Below are 22,568 nucleotides of genomic sequence, written 5' to 3' on the forward strand. Positions count from 1 at the left end.
CCGCTCAGCTCCCTCCGGTCGCTCCGGCGCCGCCGCGCCACGGCGTGCCTGGCACGAGGACCGTCCCGCTCCTCGTCGGTTCGTACCGCGTCGGCGGGGCCGTCGCACGGACCAGCGCGCGTAGCGCCGCCAGACTGACGTCATCGCCGCCCGCGCGCTGCCCGCCGAGGGCCCCGTGCGCGCGGGCCTGGACCAGCACGTTGCCGAGCGCGGTCGCCTCCGCCGGGCCGGCGAGCACCGGCAGGCCGAGCGCGTCCGCGGTCAGCTGGCACAGCGGCGCGTTGCGTGCCCCGCCGCCGACGAGGTGCACGACGTCGATGCGCCGGCCGGACAGGCGCTCGGCGGCGCGCACCGCCTGGGCGTATGCGGCGGCGAGGCTGTCCAGGACGCAGCGGACGATCTCGGCGGGGCCCCGCGGCTCGCGCTGCCCGGCGGCCCGGGCGGCGGCGGCGACCCGGGCAGGCATGTCGCCGGGTGGCAGGAACTCCGGGGCGTCGGGGTCGACCACAGGCCCGCCGGGCGGCAGAGCCGCGGCCTGGCCCAGCAGGTCGGCCAGCGCCCAGCGGTGCCCGGCCCGTTCCCACGTGCGTAGGCACTCCTGCAGGATCCACAGGCCCATCACGTTGTGCAGGTAGCGGGTCCGGCCGTCGACGCCCGCCTCGTTGGTGAACCGGGCGGCGCGGCTGTCCTCGGTGAGCACCGGCGCGTCCAGCTCGACGCCGACGAGCGACCAGGTGCCGCAGGAGATGTACGCCCAGTTCTCACCCTCGGCGGGGACGCCGACGACCGCGGAGGCGGTGTCGTGCGAGCCGACCGCCGTGACCGGCGTCCCGGCGGCGAGCCCGGTCTCCTCGGCCACCTCGGGGCGCAGCCCGCCAACGACGGTGCCCGGGGTGACCAGCGGGGGCAGGATCTCGGGCTGGATGCGGGCGAGCCGGGCGAGCGACGCCCACCACGTCCGGTCGCGCGCGCCGAGCAGGCCGGTGGTCGACGCGTTCGTCACCTCCGCGGCGCGCTGCCCGGTCAGCCAGTAGGCCAGCAGGTCGGGGATGAGCAGCAGTGTGGCCGCGGCGCCCAGCGGGCCCCGGCCGCCCGCGGACTCGACGGACTCGACGGACTCGGAGGCGAGCTGGTAGAGGGTGGTGAACGGCAGGAACTGCAGTCCGTTCGCCTGGTAGAGCGCCGCGGGGGAGGCCGCGGCGTGCACCGTGTCGAGAACCGTCTCGCCGGTCCGGGTGTCGCGGTAATGGTAGGGGAGGCCGAGCAGCCGGCCGGCGCCGTCGAGCAGCCCGTAGTCGACGGCCCAGGAGTCGACGCCGATGCTGCGCGGTTGGCCGTGCGCCTCGCCGAGGGCCCGCAGCCCGGTGAGCACCTCGAGGTAGAGGTGCCCGACGTCCCAGTGCAGGCCGTCGGGCAGCCGCAGCGGCGTGTTCGGGAACCGGTGTACCTCGGTCGCCTCCAGCCGGCCGGGGCCGACGTGCGCGGCGAGTACCCGCCCGCTGGAGGCCCCGAGATCGACGGCGGCGAAGAGGGTCATCGCAGGAAGGCGGCGGCGACGCCGGCGTCGACCGGGATGTGCAGGCCGGTGGTGTGGGACAGGTCGCCGGCGGTGAGGGCGAGGACGGCGTTCGCGACGTGCTCGGGCAGCACCTCGCGCTTGAGCAGGGTGCGCTGCGCGTAGTACGCGCCGAGCTCGGACTCCGGGACGCCGTAGACGGCGGCCCGCTTCGCGCCCCAGCCGCCGGCGAAGATGCCGGAGCCGCGGACGACGCCGTCGGGGTTGACGCCGTTGACGCGGATGCCGTGCTCGCCGAGCTCGGCGGCCAGCAGCCGGACCTGGTGGGCCTGGTCCGCCTTGGCCGCGCCGTAGGCGATGTTGTTCGGGCCGGCGAACACGCCGTTCTTGCTGGCGATGTAGACGATGTCGCCGCCCAGGCCCTGGCCGGTCATGATCCGGGCCGCCTCCCGGGCGACGAGGAACGACCCGCGGGCCATCACGTCGTGCTGCAGGTCCCAGTCGGCGGCGGTCGTCTCCAGCAGCGGCTTGGAGATCGACAGGCCGGCGTTGTTGACGACCAGGTCGACCCCGCCGAACGCGAGCGCCGCGGCGGCGAGCCCGGCGGCGACCTGCTGCTCGTCGGTCACGTCCGCGGCCACCGCGACCGCCCGGTCGGCGGGCCGCGCCGCCGCGGCGCCGATCTCGGCGGCGACCTTCTCGGCCGCGGCTCCGTCCCGGTCGGCCACCACCACGCAGGCGCCCTCGGCGGCCAGCCGCAGCGCGATCGCCCGGCCGATGCCGGAGCCGCCGCCGGTGACGAACGCGACCCGGCCGGCGAGCGGGCGCGGCTTCGGCATCCGGGCGAGCTTGGCCTCCTCCAGCGCCCAGTACTCGATCCGGAACTTCTCCGCCTCGTCGATCGGCGCGTAGGTCGAGACGGCCTCGGCGCCGCGCATCACGTTGATCGCGTTGACGTAGAACTCGCCGGCGACGCGGGCGGTCTGCTTGTCGGCGCCGAACGAGAACATGCCGACGCCGGGGACGAGCACGATCGCCGGGTCGGCGCCGCGCATCGGCGGGCTGTCGGGTGTGGCGTGCCGCTCGTAGTAGGCGCGGTAGTCGTCCCGGTAGGTGGCGTGCAGCGTGCGCAGGCGGTCGACGACGTCGTCGAGGGGCGCGTCGGGGGGCAGGTCGAGCACCAGTGGGCGGACCTTGGTGCGCAGGAAGTGGTCCGGGCAGGAGGTGCCGAGGGCGGCGAGGCGCGGGTGTTCGGCGTGCGCGAGGAAGTCGAGCACGGCGTCGTCGTCGGTGAAGTGCCCGACCATCCGCCGGTCCGTGGACGCGAGCCCCCGGATGACCGGGGCGAGGGCGGCCGCCCTGGCGTGCCGCTCGGCCGGCGGCAGTGGGCCGAAGCCGGCCAGCGGCGGGCCGAACGGCTCGGCCTTGCCGCGCTCGGCGAGGAACCGCGCCGCCGTCTGGATGATCTCCAGCGCGTTCGCCTCGGACTGGGCCGAGGTCGCGCCCCAGGCGGTGATGCCGTGCCCGCCGAGGATCACGCCGATGGCGTTCGGGTGCTCGCGGGCGACGGCGGCGATGTCGAGGCCGAGCTGGAAGCCAGGCCGCCGCCACGGTACCCACACGACCCGGTCGCCGAAGCACTCGGCGGTCAGCCGCTCCCCGTCGGCCGCGGTCGCGAGCGCGATCCCGGCGTCGGGGTGCAGGTGGTCGACGTGGGCGGCCTCGACCAGACCGTGCATGGCGGTGTCGATGGACGGGGCGGCGCCGCCGCGGCCGTGCAGGCAGAAGTCGAAGGCGGCGACCATCTCGTCCTCGCGGTCCTCGCCCGGGTAGACGTCGACGAGCGCGCGCAGCCGGTCCAGCCGCAGGACGGCGAGGCCGGCGGCGGTGAGGGTGCCGAGGTCACCGCCGGAGCCCTTGACCCAGAGCAGCTCGACGGGGCCGCCGGTGACCGGGTCGGTCGCCGTGCCCTTCGCCGACGTGTTGCCGCCGGCGTAGTTGGTGTTGCGGGGGTCCGCACCCAGCCGGTTCGACCGGCCGAGCAGCTCGCCGACCACCGTGGTGGCGTCCGTCCCGGCCGCGTGGCTGGCCGCGTGGCCGGTCCCGCTGGCCGCGGCCGGTCGTGCTGGCTGCTCGCTCATCGTTCCCCAAGTCCCTTCGTCTTCTGGCGGTTCTGGGTCTGGTTCTGGCGGGCCTGGATTCCGCGCCTCGGGCCGGTCACGTGCCGCCGCCGGGGCCGACGACGACGAGCTCGATGCCGAGCAGGTCGGCGACGGCGGCGAGGTCGGCGACGCGGTGGCCGGTGCCGAGCGCCCAGTGGTGGTCGACGCCGGTGGCCGACCAGGCGTCGACCCACTCGCCGGGGTCGCGCCCGAAGTCGACGCGCGACGTCGTGTTGCCGATCCGCAGCAGCGGCCCGTCGACGACCGTGCCCTCGGCGGCGACGAACCGGAACGTGCCGTCGCGCAGTTGGCCGAGGCCGAAGGCGGTCACCGGGCCGTGGGCGACGTCGAACTCGACGGACACGCCCCAGCCACGCTTGCCGTGGTAGGTCCCGAGCCCGCGCAGCAGTGGCCGCCGCGCGCTGATCGCCAGGTGCGCCGGGCCGTCGTGGCCCATCTCGACCACGCCGTCGCGGAAGTTCAGCGCCTGGATCTCGGTGAACGAGCCGCCGGCGCCGAGCCGGTCGAACATCAGCATGGCGAGGCTGGCGCGCAGCTCGTACTCGCCGCAGGCCGGGATGCCGCGGGCGGTGAGCAGCGACGCGCCGAGGATCAGCCCGGCGCCGACCCGCTCGTGCTTCTCGCCGTCGAGGCCGCGGTGGTAGTAGGCGAGCGAGTCGAGCGCGAAGTCGTCGACCAGCCGGTCGAGCGCGACGGAGACCCGGGCGCCCCAGCGCAGGTCGTCGCCCGCGACCGACTCGTCGAGGGTGAACACCTCGCGGGCGAGCGCGAGCCGGGCGTCGGTCTCGGCGTCGGTCACCTTCTCGACGCGGACGCGCAGATCGTCGATCTCCAGGATCTCGACGTGCCCGCCGAGCTGGGCGGAGACGAGCGTCGGGTCGGTGGCGACGTCCATCATCCCGGGGTAGAGGTGGCCGAGCAGGCCATGCCGGCCCGTGCGCAGCGCGGCCCGGACCCCGGCGGCGCGTACCCAGCGCTCGATCCGGCGCCAGGCCCGCTCGTCGGCGAGGTAGCCCGAGACGGACCGGAACTCGACGCCGCAGCGGCGGAACGCGTTCGCCATCTCGGGCAGCGGGCAGGCGCCGCAGTAGGCCAGCCAGTCGCCGGTGTCGAAGGTGTCGTGGTCCATCGCCTCGGTCGGCTGCAGGTTGAGCAGGAGGACCGGGGCCCCGGCGCGCTGCGCGATCGGGACCAGCATGCTCGCGGTCATGTAGGTGGTGAGGAAGCCGACGATCAGGTCGCAGTCCGCGGCCCGCAGCCGGTCGGCGGCGCGGGCGCCCTCCTGCGCGTCGGAGATGAAGCCGACGTCGACGACCTCGCAGTCGAGCGCGGACAGCCGGGCCGAGACCTCGCGCGCCGACTCCTGGAGCCTGGGCAGCAGCGCCGGGAACTGCGGCCAGTAGGCGCCGAGCCCGCCGGCCACCAGGCCCACCCTGGTCGGGCGGGGCGTGACCCGCGCCAGCCCCGCGTCCGTGGATGACATGGTCAGGCACCCCAGCCGGCCTGCTGGCCGCCCGCGCGCTCGGCGATGATCCGCTCGGCGTAGCCGGAGCGGCGGTAGGCGGCGGTCGGGTCGGGGTCGAGGCCCGCGTCGGCGCGCAGCTCGGCGAGCAGCGGGCGGACGTCGGTGTTGTAGGCGTCCATCAGGATGGCGTTCGAGCCGAGGACGTCACCGGCCCGCTGGGCGGCGCGCAGCGCGTCCCGGTCGACGAGCAGCGCCTTAGCGGTCGCCTCCTGGACGTTCATCACCGAGCGGAGCACCGCGGGAATCTTCGGCTCGATGTTGTGGCACTGGTCGAGCATGAACGCGATGCCACCCGCGAGGGCGTCGGCGCGGACGATCTCGTACATGATGCGGAACAGCTGGAACGGGTCCGCCGAGCCGACCATCAGGTCGTCGTCGGCGTAGAACCGCGAGTTGAAGTCGAACGCGCCAAGCCGGCCGGCGCGCAGCAGGAACGCGACGATGAACTCGATGTTGGTGCCCGGCGCGTGGTGGCCCGTGTCGATGCAGACGGCCGCCTTCGGCCCGAGCTCGACGCAGTGCGCGTAGGAGGTGCCCCAGTCGGGGACGTCGGTGGCGTAGAACGCGGGCTCGAACAGCTTGTACTCGAGCAGCATCCGCTGCCCCGCGCCGAGCCGGTCGTAGACCTCGCGCAGCGCCTCGGCGAGCCGGTCCTGGCGGTCGCGCAGGTCGTCCTGGCCGGGGTAGTTCAGACCGTCGGAGAACCACAGCTTCAGGTCGTTCGAGCCGGTGGCGTCCATGATGTCGACGCATTCCAGCAGGTGCTTGACCGCCTTGCGGCGGATGCGCGGCTCCGGGTTGGTGACGCTGCCCAGCATGAAGTCCGGGTCCTGGAAGACGTTGGAGTTGATGGCGCCGATCCGGACGCCCTGGTCGCGGGCATAGGCGGCGAGCCCGGCGTAGTCGTCGACCCGGTCCCAGGGGATGTGCAGGGCCACGCTGGGCGCGGTCCCGGTGAACCGGTGCACCTGCGCGGCGTCCGAGATCTTCTCGAACGGGGTCCTGGGCACGCCCTGCTGCGGGAACACCTTGAACCTGGTCCCGGAGTTGCCGTAGGCCCATGACGGGGTCTCGATCTGCAGCGAACGCAGGCCTGTCTTCACGACATCCGTCGGGTTCGCCATCGTCATCACGCTCCTTGAGGTCCGGCGCCGCCGGGGCGCTGTGGGTGGCGCCGCGGACGTCGGCGGGAAAGCGACCCGGGTTGGTCGGTTGGGTCTGTCCGGGAGGGCGGGCCGGGTCGGGCCGAGCCGGGCCGAGCCGGGCGGGCGCACCGAAAGCCACCGATGCGGGCGCGGGTGCGGTACCGCCAGGCAGGCCGGACAGAAGAGGGAGGGGAAAGGGGGAGGGGGTCAATCGAGGTGGAAGACCTCGGCGAGCGGTCGCATGGCCTCGTCGGGCCCGCGGCCGTCGATGCCGGTGAAGAAGTCGGCCATCTCCTTCTGCCAGCGTGCGTTCACCTCGGTCGCGGCCATCGCCGCCTGGGCGGCGGCCAGGTTCGGCGACTCGACGTACCCGATGAGCAGCCCGTCGTCGCGCAGGAAGAGCGAGTAGTTGTGCCAGCCTGCCGCCCGCAGCGCGTCGAGCATCTCCGGCCAGACGGCCCGATGGCGCTCGGCATACTCGGCCAGGCGGTCCGGCCGAACCCGCAGGGTGAAGCAGTACCGTCGCACCGCGATCTTCCCCTCCGATGTCCCGTTCAGGCTGGTTCGCACCCCCCGGCAATGCCGGTAGTGCCGGTGACTCCGGTAGTGCCGGTTGTCGTGTCGCCGGTCCCTACCGTCGCGTCGGGCGCGTCCGCCGCGACGGTCCCGGCCCCCGCGACGGACGCGCCCGACGCGACGGGAACGCCGCGGCGAGGCCGGCCCGCCGGCCGCCCGGGTGGGGCGACCGGCGTGCCGGACGTGCTCAGAAGTCGAACTTGTCGATGTTGTCGGCGTCGAAGACCGTCGGCGGGCCGAGGACGATCTCGCCGTCCTTGCCGATCGTGTACTTGCCGAGCTTGCCGGCGGTGAACGTCTCGCCCTCGGCGCCGGTGATCTGGCCGGAGGCCAGCGCGACGCCCGCGTAGGCCGCCAGGTAGCCGATGTCGGCCGGGTTCCACAGCGCGAACTGCTTCACGGTGCCGTCCTTGACGTACTCGCGCATCTGGTTCGGGGTGCCGAGACCGGTGACGACGACCTTGCCCTTGTAGCTGGAGCTGCTCACGTACCGGGCGGTGGCCGCGATGCCGACGGTGGTCGGCGAGACGATCGCCTTCAGGTTCGGGTACGACTGCAGCAGGCCCTGCGCCTGCTGGAACGACGTCTGGTCGTCGTCGTTGCCGTAGGCGATCTTCACCAGCTTCAGGCCGCTGTACTCCGGCTTGGCCAGCTCGGTCTTCATGACGTCGATCCAGGCGTTCTGGTTCGTCGCGTTCGGGGTGGCCGACAGGATCGCGATGTCACCCTGGCCGCCGACCAGGTCGCTGGTCATCTTCACCAGGCCCTCGCCGATGCCCTGCGTCGTCGCCTGGTTGATGAACACGTCGCGGCAGTCCTTCGCCGCGTCCGAGTCGAAGGCGACGATCTTGATGCCGGCCGCGGACGCCTGCTTCAGCGACGGGCAGACGGCGTTCGGGTCGTTCGCCGCGATGCCGATGACGTCCTGCTGCTGCTGGATCAGCGTGTTGATGTAGCTGACCTGCGACGACGCGGACGCGTCGTTCGGCCCCACCAGCTTGTACTCGCCCTTGAGGTCGCCGAGCGCAGCCTTGCCGCCGCTGACCTCGATGTCGCTGTAGGGGTTGTTGAGCTGCTTCGGCAGGAACGCCATCTTCACGCCGGTCTTCAGCGTCGCGTTCGGGTTGGCGGACGCCGCGGTACCGCCCGAGGTGGCAGCGCCGGCGGTCGCCGTGTCGTCCTTCGACGTGCCGCCGCAGGCCGTCAGGCCGACGGTCAGCGCGACTAAGGCCGCGGCGGGCAGCAGGAGTTTTCTGGATCTGTGTGGCTGCATGGCTGGGGATCCCTTTCGGAGTGGCCGCCAGGCGGTGGTGGGTGATGGAGAAGCGGCGGTCGGGCGACCCGGCGGTCAGGAACCGGGCAGCGGAGGGGAGAGGGCGCTCGACCCGCGGCGCCGGGCGCGGGAGACCGCGGCCCTGGTCCGGCGGATGAGGTTCGGGACGAGCACCGACACGATGAGCAGCGCGCCGGTGACGACGTTCAGGGACTCGTTCGAGACGTCCGACAGGCGCATGGCGTTCTGCAGCGCCGCCAGCAGTACGACCCCGCCGAGCACCCCGGGCAGGGTGCCGCGGCCGCCGAAGATCGAGACCCCGCCGAGCAGGACGGCGGCGACGACCGCGAGCTCCAGACCGGAGCCGTTGTCGGCGCGGGCGCTGGAGTAGCGCAGCGTCCACAGCACCCCGGCGAGCCCCGCGACCGCGCCGGTCACGACGTAGAGCCAGAACTTCAGCCGACCGACGCGGATCCCGGCGAACCGGGCCGCCTGCTCGCTGGCCCCGGCGGCGAAGGCCCAGCGGCCCACCGGCGTCGCGTGCAGCACGACGGCGAACACCACCGCCAGCGCCGCCAGCGGGATCAGGACGTTCGGCACCGCGGAGCCGCCGATCGTGCCCGTGACCCAGGTCGTGTAACCGCCCGGGAAGTCGGCGACGGCGGTGTCGCCGAGGACGACGAGCGCCAGCCCGCGGAAGAGCGCCAGCGTGCCGATCGTCACGGCCAGCGACGGCAGCCGGAACACCGTCACGAACAGGCCGTTCACCGCGCCCAGCACCGCCCCGAGCACGACGCACAGCGGGATGATCGTCTCGATGGTCAACCCGTGGTTCCACAGGCTGCCCATCACGGCGCTGGACAGGCCCAGCGTGCTGGCCACCGACAGGTCGATCTCACCGGTCACGATCACGAACGTCATCGGCAGCGCGATCAGCGCGATCGGCAGCAGGTCGAGGACGAGGAACGTGAAGTTGCGCGACGTCCCGAAGTTCTCGACCGACGCGGAGGCGACGACGATGACGAGGACCGCGAGCACGATGACGCCGACGTCCCAGCTCGCGAGCCGTCCCAGCTGCGCTCGCCGTCCTGGCTGCGCTGCCCGTCCCAGCTGCGCTGCCCGTCCTGGCTGCGCTGCCCGGCCCGCGGCCGGCTGGTCGCTGTCAGCGGACATGGGATCCCCTCTTCTTCAGCGCCGCCGCGACCCGCGCGGCGATCAGCCGGTCGATCCCGATCGCGAGCAGGATCAGCGCGCCGACGATGGCCTGCTGCCAGAACTGGTCGACGCCGAGCACGGGCAGCGCGCTGCCGATCGTCGTGAGCAGCAGCGCCCCGAGCGCCGCGCCCCACACCGAGCCGCTGCCACCGAAGATCGCGACACCGCCGACGACGACCGCCGCGACGACGTTCAGCTCGTAGCCGTTGCCCGCCGCGGCGTCGACCGTGCCGAACCGGGCGGCGAACAGTACGCCGGCCAGGCCCGCGAGGGTGCCGCTGGCGAGGAAGGCGGCCAGGGTGCGCCGGCCCACCGGGATGCCGGCGAGCCGTGCCCCGTCCGGGCTCGACCCGAGCGCGTAGAGCTGGCGCCCGGCCGGGTAGGACCGCAGCACGATGCCGGCGACGACGAGCACGGCGACCGCGATCAGCACCAGGTACGGCACGCCGAGCACGGTCGCGGTGCCGAACTTCAGGAAGCCGTCCGGCAGCTCGTCGGCGTTGATCTGGCTGCCGCCCGCCCACAGGTAGGCGACCCCGCGGTACGCGTACAGCGTCCCGAGCGTCACCACCAGCGCAGGCACGTTGCCGAACCGGACGAGCAGGCCGTTGACCAGGCCACAGCCCGCGCCGACCGCGATCCCGACCAGGACCGCCACGATGATCGGCACGCCGGGGTGGTCCATCAGCAGCGTCCCGGCGGCGAACGCCGACAGGCCGAGCACCGAGCCGACCGACAGGTCGATGTTGCGGGTGATGACGACGATCGTCTGGCCGACCGCGAGCACGCCCAGGATGGCGGAGCCGAGCAGGATGTCGCGGATCGACTGCGAGTGCACGAAGCTGGGATGGCCGACGGCCGTCACGAGGACGAGCAACGCCAGCGCCAGCACGATGCTGATCTCGCGCGCCCGCAGCACCCGCTGCAGCACGGACGTCCGCGTGGGCACCGCGCGCGCCGGCGCCGTGCGGACGGGGCCCTCGACGACGGAGTCCTCGACGGTGGTCACAGCGCGACCTCCACGTCCTGCTCGGCCGGCTTGCCATCGGTGGGCCGGCCCCCCGCGGATGCCTTGCCGTCGATGGCCTTGCCTTCCGCGGATGCCTTGCCGTCGGCGGCGTTGCCTTCCGCGGGCGCTTCGCCGTCGACGGCCGTGGGCGTCGTCCCGGTCGCCGCGGATCCCGGCCGTCGCTGGCCGACCGCCGCGAACATGACGGACTCCTCGGTGGCGTCGGCGCGGTCCAGTTCGGCGACCAGCCGGCCCTCCCGCATCACCAGCACCCGGTCGGCCAGGCCCAGCACCTCGGGAAGCTCGGACGAGACCATCAGGACAGCGACGCCGTCCTCGGCGAGGCCCGAGATCAGCCGGTGGACCTCGGCCTTCGTCCCGACGTCGATGCCGCGGGTCGGCTCGTCCACGATCAGGACGCGGGGCAGGGTCGCGAGCCACTTGGCGAGCACGACCTTCTGCTGGTTGCCGCCCGACAGGGTCGACACCGTGTCGGCCAGCCGGCCGTACTTCGTCTGCAGCCGGGCCGTCCACTCGGCGGCCGCGCGCCGCTCGGAGCCGCCGAAGAGCAGCCCAAGGCGGGCGAGCGCCCCGGAGCGCGGCAGCGTGACGTTGCGGGCGATCGAGGCGTCCATGACGAGGCCCTGCAACCGCCGGTCCTCCGGCACGAGCGCGAGCCCCGCGGTCATCGCCGCGCGTGGCGACCCGGCGCGCAGCTGGCGGCCGTGGACGCGGACGGTACCCGCGTCGCGCGGGTCGACGCCGAAGACCGCCTGCGCGACCTCGGAGCGCCCGGAGCCGACCAGGCCGGCGAGCGCGACGATCTCGCCGGCGCGCACCTGGAAGGAGACATCCCGGAAGACGCCGTCGCGGCGCAGGCCGTCGACCTCCAGCACGACGTCGCCCGGCGTCGCCGACCGCTGCGGGTAGAGCGTCGACAGGTCGCGGCCGACCATCCGGCGGACCAGGTCGTCGACGGTGAGGCCGGCGAGCGGGTCCGTCGAGACGTGCCGGCCGTCGCGCATGACGGTCACCCGCTGGCACAGCGCGGTGATCTCCTCGAACCGATGCGAGATGAACAGGACCGCCGCGCCTCGGTCGCGTAGCGAACGGGCGACGGTGAAGAGGCGCTCGACCTCGACGGTGGACAGGGCGGCCGTCGGCTCGTCCATGACGAGTACCCGCGCGTCGGCGGACAGCGCCTTGGCGATCTCGACGAGCTGCTGGTCGGCGATGGAAAGGCCGCGCGCCGGCCGGGCCGGGTCGATGGCGACGGCGAGCCGCTCGAACAAGGCCTCCGCGTCCCGGACCATGCGCGTGCGGTCGATCGCGCGGAACCGGCCGCGAGGCGGGTTGGCCATCGCGATGTTCTCGGCGACGGAGAGGTCGGGGAAGAGGGTGGGCTCCTGGTAGATCACCGCGATGCCGGCCGCTCGGGCGTCGGCGGGGGAGCTCAGTGCGAGCGGGGCGCCGTCCAGCTCGATCGCGCCGGTGTCGGGGCGGTGCACCCCGGCGAGCATCTTGACGATCGTGGACTTGCCGGCGCCGTTCTCGCCGACCAGCGCGTGCGCCTCGCCGGCGTAGAGCGGGAACGAGACGTCGCGGACCGCGGCGACCGCCCCGAAGGACTTGGAGACGTCGCGCACCGCTAACAGCGGCGCCTGCTCTGCGGACATCTCACCCCTTCAATGAAAGGTTTCAATGAGCGTGACCAGCGCAACGTAGCCGCGCGTCCCGAACGGTGTCAAGGTCCAGGTTCGGGCCCGGTTGGGCGCTTCGGTTGCGTTGTCGCAGCGGACCGTCGGTACTATCCGCTGGTCGGGCGGCGCGCTTCGACGCCTCGCCCGCCCGGTACGGCCAGCTCGGTTCGTCGACTGGCTCGGGTCAGCTGTCCGGATCAGTTGGCGCGGTTCGGCTGGCACGTTTCAAGGGTCGGGAGCGGTGTGGACGACGGCGAGCAGGCACCACCCGCGGCCGGGGCCGAGCGCCCCCACCGGGCGGCCGCCGTGCCCGCGCAGCCCGCTCCTCGAGACGCGGACGGCGCTGCCGATCGGGCCGCGGACGTCAGCCGCGCGGCCGGTGCGAGCCGGACGGCGGATGCCGGCCCGGCCGCAGGCGCGGGCCGCGCGACGGATGCGGGCTCCGTCTCGGGTGCCGGCCGGCCGGCCGGCACGGCCCGGCCTGGGGATGTGCGCCGGCCCGGTGGTGCGGGCCGGGCCACGGCGGTGAGCCGTGCCGCCGGCATCAAGGAGGTCGCGGCGGCGGCGGCGGTGTCGCTCGGCACGGTCTCCAACGTCCTGAACCGGCCGCAGCTGGTCAGCCCCCGGACCCGGGCCCGGGTCGAGCGGGCGATGGAGGAGCTCGGCTTCGTCCGCAACGAGTCCGCGCGGGCTCTGCGCGCTGGCAGCAGCCGAATCCTCGCGTACGTCATGCTCGACCCGTCGAACCCGTTCTTCACCGATGTCGCCACCGGGATCGAGGAGGTCGCCGAGGCCGCGGACCTGTCGGTGTTCCTGTGCAACAGTGGCGAGGACGCGGACCGCGAGGCCCGCTACCTGGACCTGCTTCTCGAACAGCGCGTCCAGGGCGTGCTCATCACCCCGGTCGACGCGGCGAACGAGCGGCTGCGCACCCTGCCCGCCCGCGGTACCCCCGTCGTGCTCGTCGACCGCGTCGCCGGCGCCGGCGAGGGCTGCTCGGTGTCCGTCGACGACGTCCTCGGCGGTGAGCTCGCCGCCACCCACCTGCTCGAACGCGGCCACGAGCGCATCGCGTTCATCGGCGGCCCCGACACCCTCAGCCAGGTCCGCGACCGGCGCGCTGGCGCGCTACGCGCCCTGGAACACGCCGGCCTGCCGCCGGACCGGCTGACCGTGCTCGCGACCGGCGCGCTCACCGTCGCCGAGGGCCGGGGCGCCGCCGAACGACTCGTCGGCCTGCCCGCCGCCCGCCGCCCCACCGCCGCGTTCTGCGCGAACGACCTGGTCGCGCTCGGCCTGCTGCAGATGTGCGTGCGCCTCGGCGTCGCCGTCCCCGGCGACTGCGCGATCGTCGGTTACGACGACATCGACTTCGCCGCGGCCGCCGCCGTCCCGCTGACGTCGGTCCGCCAGCCCCGCCACCTCCTCGGCCGCACCGCCGCCGAGCTTCTGCTGGACGAGGCCAACAACCCCGCCCACGAGCACCAGGCCGTCCAGTTCACCCCCGAACTGGTAGCCCGCGCCTCGACCGTCGGCTGACCGCGGCCTGGGTCAGCCGGCTGACCGGGGGCGGCGCGTCGTCCGGGACCGGCGTACCCGCCGGCGCGCGAGCGCTGGTCCGGGGCGAGACGGCACAGCAAGAGAGGGGCCTCCAGGGAGGACCCTGGAGACCCCTCGTCGTACCTGAGGTGAACCCTCTCGACCGGTGCGGCAGACCAGTGGGTCCGCGCTCCCGGTCACCTGAACCTGCGGGTCATGGGATCACCCGAAGCTGCGGAGCTGGGCCGAACCGATCGTCGGCCGGTTGATGGTGAACGCCTTGGTGAAGGTCCCGTCGTCACAGACGATCCTGGCGTTCGCCCGGATTCCGTTGGGGGGGATCTGGTTGAAGGTGACGCTGTAGCTGCCGCTCTCGGGGTCGGGAAGCGCGTTCTTCGTCTCGAAGCCGGTGGAGATGGTCAGCCGATTCGCGGGGTCGGTGCTCGGGCACAACGCGGTACCGAAGACGGTGACCTGGGGGCTCTGCGGAAGGGCGTGGGCCGGTGCGGCCACGGTCACGGCAGCCGCGACACCGACGGAGGCGGCGAGTACACGGGCGGTTCGACGCATCATCATCTACGAGTCCTTTCCTGACGTGTTTCGCTCGTCGATCGCGGTTCACCTCATGCACATGACCCAAGGGTTACCCGGAGTAATGCTGCGCGATATCTTTTTCGGGACCACTGTCGGTCATTTCTTGCCTGAGGTTTGGGTGACGACTGCGGTGGCCAGCGCGGAACGTCCGTCATCGACCCGTCGGTGACGCGACGGATGGTGCGGTGACGGAATATGTCGGGCGGGCCCTTCGCCGTCATTCCGGTTTCGTGGTGGCCCGACGACGCCGTCGCTGAACTGGTTCTCGCGGATGCGCGCTGGCCTGTGAACAGGCGCTGGCCGACGCCTGCGCCCGGGTCGCCCCGCCGCGCCCTCCGGGCGACATTGTCCCGGGAGTCCTGGCCCGACGTAAGTTTGATCAGCGGTTCTGCACCCGGATCCGAACTGGCGATGGCCCGTAGTTCGGATTCCGGTGCAGGCCTGGCGATCTTCTGAGGTGAAGGTGGCCGCCAGGCGGCGGGTCAGGGGAGGCGGGTGGTGGCGAGTTCGCCGAGGTGGCGGGCGGCGTCGGGTGGGGCGCCCGCGCCGATCGTGATGAACAGGTAGTTCTTGTCCTTCAGGACATACATGTCCTGAATGTTGGCGCCCGTCGTGCAGACATAGGCCCGGTAGCGGACGGTGTCGGCGTGTTCGAGCTGGCCGTCGCACCGCGGGTCGTCCGGCCAGACGAGGGCCATGGGCACCTCGGCATCGGTGTGCTTGGCCCAGGTCGCGGTCCAGACGGTGGCCCAGCCCTTCGGGGACTGGTACGTGCAGCCGAGGACCTCGTGGTCCGCCTCGGACGGGAACTCGTGCCCCTGGACGAAATCCGAGCCGGCGGCGGCGCTGACCTCGGCCGCGGTGAGCAGCGAGCACGGCGGAACGGCCGCCAGCCTCGATCCGGCAGAGCCGCAGCCGGTGGCGAAAAGCAGCACCATCGCCAGTCCCACCGTCGCCACCGACCGCATTACCGTGGCCCCGCTCATGGCGCGATCATGGCGAACCGTCGCCTCCGTGTGCGGGCTTGTCCTGATCCCGACACCCCGACCGTGGGCCCGGGACGCGAACGCGCAGGTGGTCGATGTGGATGGGCCCGGGTGTGGCTCGCGCCGCATCAGGGCGTCGTCGGTTGTCGAGGGGCGGCGGGTCGGGCTGAATGAGGCGCCATGAGGACGTTGGTGCGGGGTGGGGTCGTGCTGCCGATGGCGCCGAGACGGGCGCTGCTGCAGCCGGGGTCGGTGCTGTTCGACGGGACGGAGATCCTCGCCGTCGGGACGGTGGAGGAGGTCGACGCCGACCCGCGGGCGGCCGGGCCCGGGGTCGAGGTGATCGACGCGGCGGGGTTCGCCGTGCTGCCGGGGCTGCACAACTGCCACCTGCACTCCGGCCTGTTGCGTGGGACGGCCGAAGGGCTCGCCCTGTTCGACTGGCTGCAGACCTACGTCGACCCGGCCCACCGGGCCCTCACGCCCGAGATCGCCGAGGCGGCGAGCTGGCTGTGCTACGCCGAGGCGGTCCGCTCCGGCACCACCTCGGTCATGGACATGTGGCGTTTCCTCGACGGCTCGGCGCGCGTCGCCGGGGAACTCGGCATCAGGGCCACGCTCGTGCCGTACGTCGCCGACGAGGAGGGATATGACTACTTCGAGTCGATCGACTCGACCCGCGCGCTGCTCGCCGCGCACCGCTCGTCCTTCGGCGGCCGGGTTCGCTCCTGGGTCGGGCTGGAGCACCTCTTCTACTGCACCAAGCGCGCCTTCGCCGACGCGGCGGCGCTCGCCGCCGAGTACGACACCGGTCTGCACGTGCACTCCAGCGAGAGCCGCTGGGAGGTCGAGGAGTCGCTGCGCCGTTATGGCCACCGCCCGCTGGCGGAGATCGCCCGGCGCGGCGCGCTCGCGGACGGCCGGGCGGTCGTCGCGCACTGCGTATGGCTCGACGACGCCGAGATCGAACTGATCGCCTCGACCGGTACCCGGGTCGCCCACTGCCCGGCGTCGAACATGAAGCTCGCCTCCGGCGCGGCGCCCGTCCCGAAGCTGTGGTCCGCCGGAGTCACCGTCGGCATCGGCAGCGACGGGGAGAAGGAGAACAACAACCTTGATCTTCTCGAAGAGGTGAAGATGGCGTCGCTGCTGCAGAAGCTCGTCGCCCTCGACCCGACCGCAGGCGACCCGTGGGACATCCTGGCCATGGCCACGATCGAGGGCGCCCGCTGCCTCGGCCTCGCCGACGTCACCGGCAGCCTCGAACCCGGCAAGCGCGCCGACCTCATCACCGTCGACCTGCGCAAGCTGCACACCACGCCGCTGCTGTCCGGACCGGACGCCAACGTCGCGGCGCATCTGGTCTTCTCATCGTCCGGCCAGGACGTCGACAGCGTCTGGGTCGACGGCCGCCGCCTGCTCGCGGCCGGTGAGCTGCTGACCTGCGACGAGACCGCCGTCCGCGCCCGCGCCCAGTCCGCCGCGGAGGAACTGTTCGCCCGCCGCGCCGCCCTCACTCCCCGTTAGTAGCGTGCCCTACAGCGAAGGCCTGCCCTACCACGGAGGGGTCAGAGCGCGGCGGCCGCGGCCCGGGCGACCGCCTGGTCGTCGTCGGTCGTGCCGCCACTGACCCCGACCGCGCCGACGACGAGCCCGTCGCGTATCAGCGGGACGCCGCCGACGGGCCGCGCGGACCGTCCGCGGCCGCTGACGCCGTCGAACCGGTCGTCGTCGACGGCGGCCTGGTCGCGAACGGCGTCCGCCCGGTAGCCGTTCTCATGGCGGCCGCCCTTCTCGTACCCGCCGCCTTCCTCATACTCGCGATACTCGCGCTCGTCGTATCCGCCCTCGTCCTGCCCACTCCCGCGGTGCCCGTCCCCGTCAGGCCGGTCCGAACGGAATCCGTCGGAGCGGAATCCGTCGGAGCGGTAGCGGCCCGGGTGGTAGCCGTTGTCGGCGCGGTCGGATCCGCCGAAGCGGGACACGCCGGCCGCGGCGAGGTCACGTGCCCGTTCCTCGGCCGGCCGGGTGCGGCCAGCGCGCGCGGTGACCGCCTTGTTGATGGACACGTCGACGCTGCCGACCCAGGCACCGTCCATCCGCACGTGCGACACGAGGTTGCCGCCATCGTCGACGACGGCGATGTTCATCGGCTGGCCGAGTTCGCGCGCTCGCCGCTCGCCCGCCGAGATGACCCGGCGTGCGTCGGACAGTGACAAGGTCACAGTCCCCCCTCACCTTCCACTGACGGGTCTCGTCGCCCCGTCGGCGCCGCCCCCGTGCGTTGCTGTGAACCTGGGCGGTTTGCCCGTCGCCGACGCTAGATCCGTCGGCGCCGCCGGGCGCCGTTCGCCACGTGGCACACCTGTCGCCCTGCTGGTGGCGGCGGTGTGTTGGTGGTCGGGGAGGGTGCGGTGGCCGTGGAGGGTGCGGTGGCCGTGGGGGAGGACGCCACAGCCACCGCGGGTGTTCGGCCGCCGGTTGGGCCGCCCGGTGGCCGGGCCACCAGACCGCCCGGTCAGGACGCCGGCGGGGCGAAGAACTCCAGCGCGATGTCGTCCGGGTCCTTGATGGCGAGGCCGGAGCCGTAGTGCGCGTCGACGATGCCGCCGTGCTTGATGTCGAGCCGCTCCAGCCGGTCGCACCAGGCCTCCAGCTCGGCGCGGTCCGCGCAGCCGAACGCGACGTGGTCGAGGCCGACCCGCCGCGGGCTGAACTCGCCCGCCACGGTGCCCTCGGGGAAGTGGTGCAGGCCGAACAGCTGCCCGCCGTCCAGGGCGAAGACGACGTGGCGGAACGGACCGGTGTCCTCGTCGAGCACCGGCTCGGCGCCGAACAGGCGGGTGTACCAGGGGACGCTGGTCTCGAGGTCGGTCACCGTGACAGCGACGTGCGTGACCGCGGGGAAAGACGTCATCGGACGTCTCCTCTCTTGAATCTCGTCTGAATCTCGTCGAGGGATCTCGTCGGGTCGTTCCGGTGTGGAGTACGGGAACCGGACGTCGCTGAAGCTAGGGACGGTCTCTTCCGCCAGGCTTCTTCCTGCCTGTCGCGGCCGTGACCGTGCCGGGGAAGATCCAGAGAAGGCGCGCGTATGTCGGCCCGCGCGGGCGGTTTTGGTGGAAGACGCCGGTCGGCGGCGGGGAAGGTGTCGGGAAGGCGACCGCCACGGCGGTTTTACGGTGGGTCCGACGGCCCTGCCTCGGCCGACAATCGTCGTCATGACACTCGCTGAGCGGGAACCGGTCGTCTCGGCGCGGCCCGAGGTGGAGATCCGGCTGCTCGGCGGCTTCGAGGTGACGCTGCGGGCCGGCCTGGACGGCGGCGACCGGCGGCGTGTCGAGGTGCTGCCCGAGGAGGTCTGGCGCCGGCGGCAGGCCGCGGCGCTGGTGAAGCTGCTGGCGCTCGCGCCGGGGCGGCGGCTGCACCGGGAGCGGGTGCTCGACGCGCTCTGGCCCGACGTTCCCGTCGACGAGGCGGCGCCCCGGCTGCACAAGGCGGCGCACTACGCCCGCCGCGCACTGCGTGACCCGGAGGGCATCCTCCTGCGCGGCGAGGTCGTCACGCTCTGCCCCGACCGGGACGTGACCATCGACGTCCGGATCTTCGAGAACCTGGCCGAGCAGGCCCTAGGCCCGGCCGGCGGGCCTGGCACGACGGAGCCGTCGCCGGCGGCGCGGGCGGCGGACGCCTACGGCGGGCCACTGCTGCCGGATGACCTGTACGAGCCGTGGACGCAGGCCGACCGCGACCGGCTCCGGCTGCTCTACCTGCGGCTGCTGCGCGCCGCCGGCCGCTGGGAGCGGGTGCTCGCGGAGGACCCGGCGGACGAGGAGGCCCACCTGACGCTGATGCGCGGGTACATCGCCCGGGGTGAGCGGCATGCGGCGCTGCGCCAGTTCGAGCGGATGGACAGGGCGCTGCGCCGCGAACTTGGCTTCGGCCCAGGGCCCGACGCCCTCGCGCTGCGGGCCGCCGCCCTGGTCGACCCGCCACTGCCACCGTCGCCAGCCTCCGCGCCGCCGCCACCACCTGCGGTCGCCGCCGCGGCGGCGCGTCCACCCGCCGGCGAGCGGACCGACGGACGGCAGGAGAGTGCCAGGGTTGGCAGGCTGGCTTCTTCGATCCCTCGTGACCGCGCGGCGGCCGCGGACGCGGACGGCCTGGTCGGGCGGGACGCTGAGCTGCGGCTGGTCGAGCGGGTGCTTGCCCGTGCCGGCGTCGAGAGCCTCGGCAGTGGCAGTGGCAGTGGCAGTGGCAGTGACAGCGGTGCCGGCGGCGGCGCGAGTGCGTCGGCGGGCGTCGCCAGTGGTCGAGCGGGCGGCGCGGCGGTGCTGGTCAGCGGCCCGGCGGGCGTCGGCAAGTCGGCGCTGCTCGACGCCGTGGCCCGCCGCGCCGCGGCGGCGGGCTGGCAGGTGGGCGTGGGCACGGCGGCGGCGGTCGAAGGCGGCTGGCCTTACGCGCCGGTCCTGGAGGCGCTCGCCGATCTGTGCCGCCGCCGCCCGGCGTTGCTCGGTGGGATCGACGAGCGTTTCCGCTCCGAGCTGGAGCGCGCCATGTCCGGCCGCGACCTGGACTGGCCTGGTGCCGGCGGGCACCAGCGGCTGTTCATCGCCGCCGCGGAGCTTCTGCGCGCCGCGGCCGAGGGCACCGACCTCGCCGCCACCGACCTCGCCACCGCCAACCCCGCCGCTTCCAACCCCGCCGCTTCCAACCCCGCCGGCGCCGCTCACCCCACCGGACCCGCCGCGTCCGGCACCCGCCCGGGCGCGCTGCTCGTCGTCGACGACCTGCAGGACGCTGACGACGCCAGCCTGCGGCTGGTGCACTACCTGGCCCGCTCGCTCGCGGGACGGCCGGTCGTGCTGCTGCTCGGCCACCGTCCGGTCGCCACCGGCCCGGCAGCCCTCGCCGAGATCCGCGCGAGCCTGCTCGCCCGGGAGGCCGCCGTCGCCGTCGACCTCGGCCCGCTCGACCGGGCGGCCACCGCCGCGCTCGTCACCCGAGAGTCGGCACTTGCCGGCCCGCTGGTCGAACGGATCTGGGAGGCGTCGGGCGGCGTGGCGTCCACGGCCCTCCAGCTCGCCCGGAGAGCGGCGCTCGACCCGGAGGGTCCGCTGACCCTGATCCTCGACGCCTCGGTGATCGCCGGCCTCGCGCCCGCTACGCGCGATCTGCTGCGCCTGCTCGCCGTCGCTGGCGCCTCGTTCGACACGGACGAGTTCGTCGCCCTGTCCGGCCGCCCCGAGCCCGACGCGTACGTACTGCTCGACGACCTGCTCGACCGCGGGGTTCTCGACCGGACCGAGGGCGGCTTCCGGTTCCGCCATCAGCAGGTCCGCGATGGGCTGCTCGCCGAACTGGCGGCGCACCGGCTGCGGATGGCGCACCGTGAGGTGGCCGACCGGCTCGCCGCGGCGGCCGGTTCGCCCGGCCGAGTCGGACACCACCTGGTCCAGGCAGGGGAGCGCGCCCGCGCCGTGCCGTACGTGGTGCGCGCCGCCGAGACGAAGGCCGCGCTCGGGGCCTACCGGGACGCGCTCAACCAGCTCGACGAGGTCCGCGAGCACGCCACCGGCACCGACGCCGTGGCGCTCGCGACGCTGCGCGCGGACCTGCTGGTCGCGCTCGCCGACCCGGGCGCCCCGGACGCCTACCGGGCGGCGATCGTGCTCTGCTCGCCGGTCGATGCCCGGGTACCGCGCGCCCGCCTCGCCCGTGCCCTGCTCGTGGCCGGTGACCTCGACGGAGCCGCCGCCGCGCTCGACGGGCTGGAGCCGGACGGTGGTCCCGCCGACCTGGCGATCCTGCTGGGACGGGGACACCTCGCCTACTTCCGGGGCGACATCGACGCAGCCGCCGCGATCGCCGACGAGGGCGGTCGTCGGTTCGTGTCCACCCCGACGACCCGGTTCGGCTTCGACCTCGTCAGCCTGCGGGGACTCGTCTCACACAGTCGCGGCGAGTACTTCGCGCAGCTGACCGAGGACCTGCGGCACAGCAGCCGCCTGCCGGCGCTCGCGACGACCTTCTTCGACGCCCACCTGTGCGTCGCCGAGATCATGCTCTACGGGCCGACGCCCTACGCCGAGGTGATCAGCATCGCGGATCGGCTGGCCGAGGCGGCCGAGCAGACGGGCGCGGCCAGAGGGCTGGCGTTCGCCGCCTGCCTCGCCGGAGAGGCGAGGCTGCTCGGCGGCGACCTCGAACGGGCCGAGCGGCGGCTCGCCGAGGCGGTCGACCTGCACCGTCACATCGGGGCGACGTCGGGTGAGGCGCACTCGTTGCAGCGGCTCGCCGAGGCGCGGCTCGCGCGTGGCGACGCCGCCGGCGCCAACCGCCTGCTGCTGCGCGCCCTGCCGCTGGCCCGCTGGTCGCCGATCGCCGCCCACCTGCTGCACCGCATCCACGGAACGCTGATCGCGGCCGCGCCGGACACCGCGGCCGCCGAGGTCGCGCTCACCAGGGTGGAGGAGACGCTCGGCGTCGAGGACGGCTGCCTGTTCTGCTCGGTGACCTCGGCGGTGCCGGCGACCATCGCGTCCGCCCGGTCGGGCGACCTGGCCCGCGCGCACCGCCACCTCGCCGTGGCGCGCTCGTCGGCCGCGCTGTGGGACGGTACGGCGTGGCAGGCCGCGACGCAGGAGGCCGAGGCATACGTCGCCCGCCTGGAGGGTGACACGGAACGGGCCGGAGCGCTGTTCGTCGCCGCCGGCCGGCTGTTCGACTACGTCGGCCACCCGCTCGACGCCGCCCGCTGCTACGGCGCGCTCACCGCCGCCGAGGCCGGCCTCAACCAGATCGGTGGCAACATCGTCCGCTGAGTGTCCGCGCGCCGACGCAGGGTGGAGGGCCACCGACCGGAAACTGTCGGCCAGCTGTCGGAAAAGGTGTCGGCTACGCGCAGGGCATGTCAGCCGGGCGTCGAACAGGAGACGGGACACCCTCGGACGGGATTTCATGACGATGCGCCCCAACGCCGAGGCGCACCGGAAAGAAATCCTTCGCGGCCACGGCCGCGGGGCTAGCCACAGAAAGCAGGGGAGCTCAATGACGCGCTCATTTCCGTCCGTGTCCCGGATCGGTGGCGTGCTCCGCGGCCTGACCCACTCCGACGCCGCCGCCCACGGCGCCACCAGCGGCGAGGGCGACGTCCCGGACTGGCTGGTCGCCTCGATGGCGCCGGGCAGGCGAGGCGAGGCCGGTTCCTCCGTGGACCGTTCCTTCTCGCTCCCGCCGCGGCTCGGGGTCTTCTTCTGACCGGATGACGAAGGCGCGGCAATCAGGCTGCGTTTCCCAGAAGATCG

General features: G+C 73.6%; 17 protein-coding genes. 4 read left to right on the forward strand and 13 right to left on the reverse strand.

Features of this window, described 5'->3' with window-relative positions:
• Positions 1–4: 4 nt before the first annotated feature.
• The 9 genes from FRCN3DRAFT_RS0212200 to FRCN3DRAFT_RS0212240 form a co-directional block, all read right to left on the reverse strand.
• Positions 5–1,537 carry a rhamnulokinase gene (locus FRCN3DRAFT_RS0212200; protein WP_007514546.1) on the reverse strand — a complete coding sequence of 511 codons (1,533 nt, stop codon included), beginning with the start codon at positions 1,535–1,537 and terminating at the stop codon, positions 5–7.
• Positions 1,534–3,657, reverse strand: coding sequence for a bifunctional rhamnulose-1-phosphate aldolase/short-chain dehydrogenase (locus FRCN3DRAFT_RS0212205; RefSeq protein ID WP_007514547.1), 2,124 nt, complete (start codon positions 3,655–3,657; stop codon positions 1,534–1,536). The genes FRCN3DRAFT_RS0212200 and FRCN3DRAFT_RS0212205 overlap by 4 nt, the downstream gene beginning before the upstream one ends.
• Before the next feature lie 76 nt (positions 3,658–3,733).
• On the reverse strand, positions 3,734–5,182 hold the full coding sequence (locus FRCN3DRAFT_RS0212210) for an L-fucose/L-arabinose isomerase family protein (protein ID WP_007514549.1): 1,449 nt from the start codon (positions 5,180–5,182) through the stop codon (positions 3,734–3,736).
• A 2-nt stretch (positions 5,183–5,184) separates the two neighbouring features.
• Entirely contained in the window at positions 5,185–6,354 is a 1,170-nt protein-coding gene (gene rhaI / locus FRCN3DRAFT_RS0212215) for an L-rhamnose isomerase (protein WP_035924685.1), read from the reverse strand.
• 222 nt (positions 6,355–6,576) lie between these two features.
• Positions 6,577–6,939: an L-rhamnose mutarotase gene (locus tag FRCN3DRAFT_RS0212220; protein ID WP_232794018.1), complete on the reverse strand. Its 363-nt coding sequence runs from the start codon at positions 6,937–6,939 to the stop codon at positions 6,577–6,579.
• A gap of 193 nt (positions 6,940–7,132) precedes the next feature.
• Entirely contained in the window at positions 7,133–8,218 is a 1,086-nt protein-coding gene (gene rhaS / locus FRCN3DRAFT_RS0212225) for a rhamnose ABC transporter substrate-binding protein (RefSeq protein WP_007514553.1), read from the reverse strand.
• Positions 8,219–8,293: 75 nt separating this feature from the next.
• On the reverse strand, positions 8,294–9,391 hold the full coding sequence (locus FRCN3DRAFT_RS0212230) for an ABC transporter permease (RefSeq protein WP_007514554.1): 1,098 nt from the start codon (positions 9,389–9,391) through the stop codon (positions 8,294–8,296).
• A complete protein-coding gene (locus tag FRCN3DRAFT_RS0212235) occupies positions 9,381–10,442 on the reverse strand; it encodes an ABC transporter permease (protein ID WP_007514555.1) in 1,062 nt (353 codons plus the stop codon). Before FRCN3DRAFT_RS0212235 ends, FRCN3DRAFT_RS0212230 begins: the two co-directional genes overlap by 11 nt.
• Entirely contained in the window at positions 10,439–12,118 is a 1,680-nt protein-coding gene (locus FRCN3DRAFT_RS0212240) for a sugar ABC transporter ATP-binding protein (RefSeq protein ID WP_007514556.1), read from the reverse strand. The genes FRCN3DRAFT_RS0212235 and FRCN3DRAFT_RS0212240 overlap by 4 nt, the downstream gene beginning before the upstream one ends.
• 267 nt (positions 12,119–12,385) lie before the next feature.
• Between FRCN3DRAFT_RS0212240 and FRCN3DRAFT_RS0212245 the strand changes: the two genes are divergently transcribed.
• Positions 12,386–13,681 carry a LacI family DNA-binding transcriptional regulator gene (locus FRCN3DRAFT_RS0212245; RefSeq protein ID WP_232794019.1) on the forward strand — a complete coding sequence of 432 codons (1,296 nt, stop codon included), beginning with the start codon at positions 12,386–12,388 and terminating at the stop codon, positions 13,679–13,681.
• Positions 13,682–13,903: 222 nt separating this feature from the next.
• On the opposite strand, the gene FRCN3DRAFT_RS0212250 is transcribed toward FRCN3DRAFT_RS0212245, so the two are convergent.
• Both FRCN3DRAFT_RS0212250 and FRCN3DRAFT_RS49400 read right to left on the reverse strand, forming a co-directional pair.
• The gene (locus tag FRCN3DRAFT_RS0212250) at positions 13,904–14,257 is read right to left on the reverse strand and encodes a hypothetical protein (protein WP_007513601.1); all 354 of its coding nucleotides are present in this window, start codon (positions 14,255–14,257) and stop codon (positions 13,904–13,906) included.
• 500 nt (positions 14,258–14,757) lie between these two features.
• On the reverse strand, positions 14,758–15,261 hold the full coding sequence (locus FRCN3DRAFT_RS49400; RefSeq protein WP_007513599.1) for a hypothetical protein: 504 nt from the start codon (positions 15,259–15,261) through the stop codon (positions 14,758–14,760).
• Between the two features lie 180 nt (positions 15,262–15,441).
• Between FRCN3DRAFT_RS49400 and FRCN3DRAFT_RS44150 the strand changes: the two genes are divergently transcribed.
• Positions 15,442–16,788 (forward strand): amidohydrolase, encoded by a 1,347-nt coding sequence (locus FRCN3DRAFT_RS44150; RefSeq protein WP_007513598.1) that lies wholly within the window; start codon positions 15,442–15,444, stop codon positions 16,786–16,788.
• Positions 16,789–16,829: 41 nt separating this feature from the next.
• Here FRCN3DRAFT_RS44150 and FRCN3DRAFT_RS58105 read toward each other — a convergent pair whose 3' ends face one another.
• A complete protein-coding gene (locus FRCN3DRAFT_RS58105; RefSeq protein ID WP_007513596.1) occupies positions 16,830–17,486 on the reverse strand; it encodes a GlcG/HbpS family heme-binding protein in 657 nt (218 codons plus the stop codon).
• A 293-nt stretch (positions 17,487–17,779) separates the two neighbouring features.
• Positions 17,780–18,178, reverse strand: coding sequence for a VOC family protein (locus FRCN3DRAFT_RS0212270; RefSeq protein ID WP_007513594.1), 399 nt, complete (start codon positions 18,176–18,178; stop codon positions 17,780–17,782).
• Positions 18,179–18,482: 304 nt separating this feature from the next.
• On the opposite strand from FRCN3DRAFT_RS0212270, the gene FRCN3DRAFT_RS0212275 reads away from it, so the two are divergent.
• Positions 18,483–22,085, forward strand: coding sequence for an ATP-binding protein (locus FRCN3DRAFT_RS0212275; RefSeq protein WP_106410442.1), 3,603 nt, complete (start codon positions 18,483–18,485; stop codon positions 22,083–22,085).
• Positions 22,086–22,311: 226 nt separating this feature from the next.
• On the forward strand, positions 22,312–22,521 hold the full coding sequence (locus tag FRCN3DRAFT_RS53995; RefSeq protein WP_157845205.1) for a hypothetical protein: 210 nt from the start codon (positions 22,312–22,314) through the stop codon (positions 22,519–22,521).
• Positions 22,522–22,568: the final 47 nt, after the last annotated feature.

Origin of the sequence: Pseudofrankia saprophytica, assembly GCF_000235425.2 — a bacterium.
Classification (GTDB): Bacteria; Actinomycetota; Actinomycetes; order Frankiales; family Frankiaceae; genus Pseudofrankia; species Pseudofrankia saprophytica.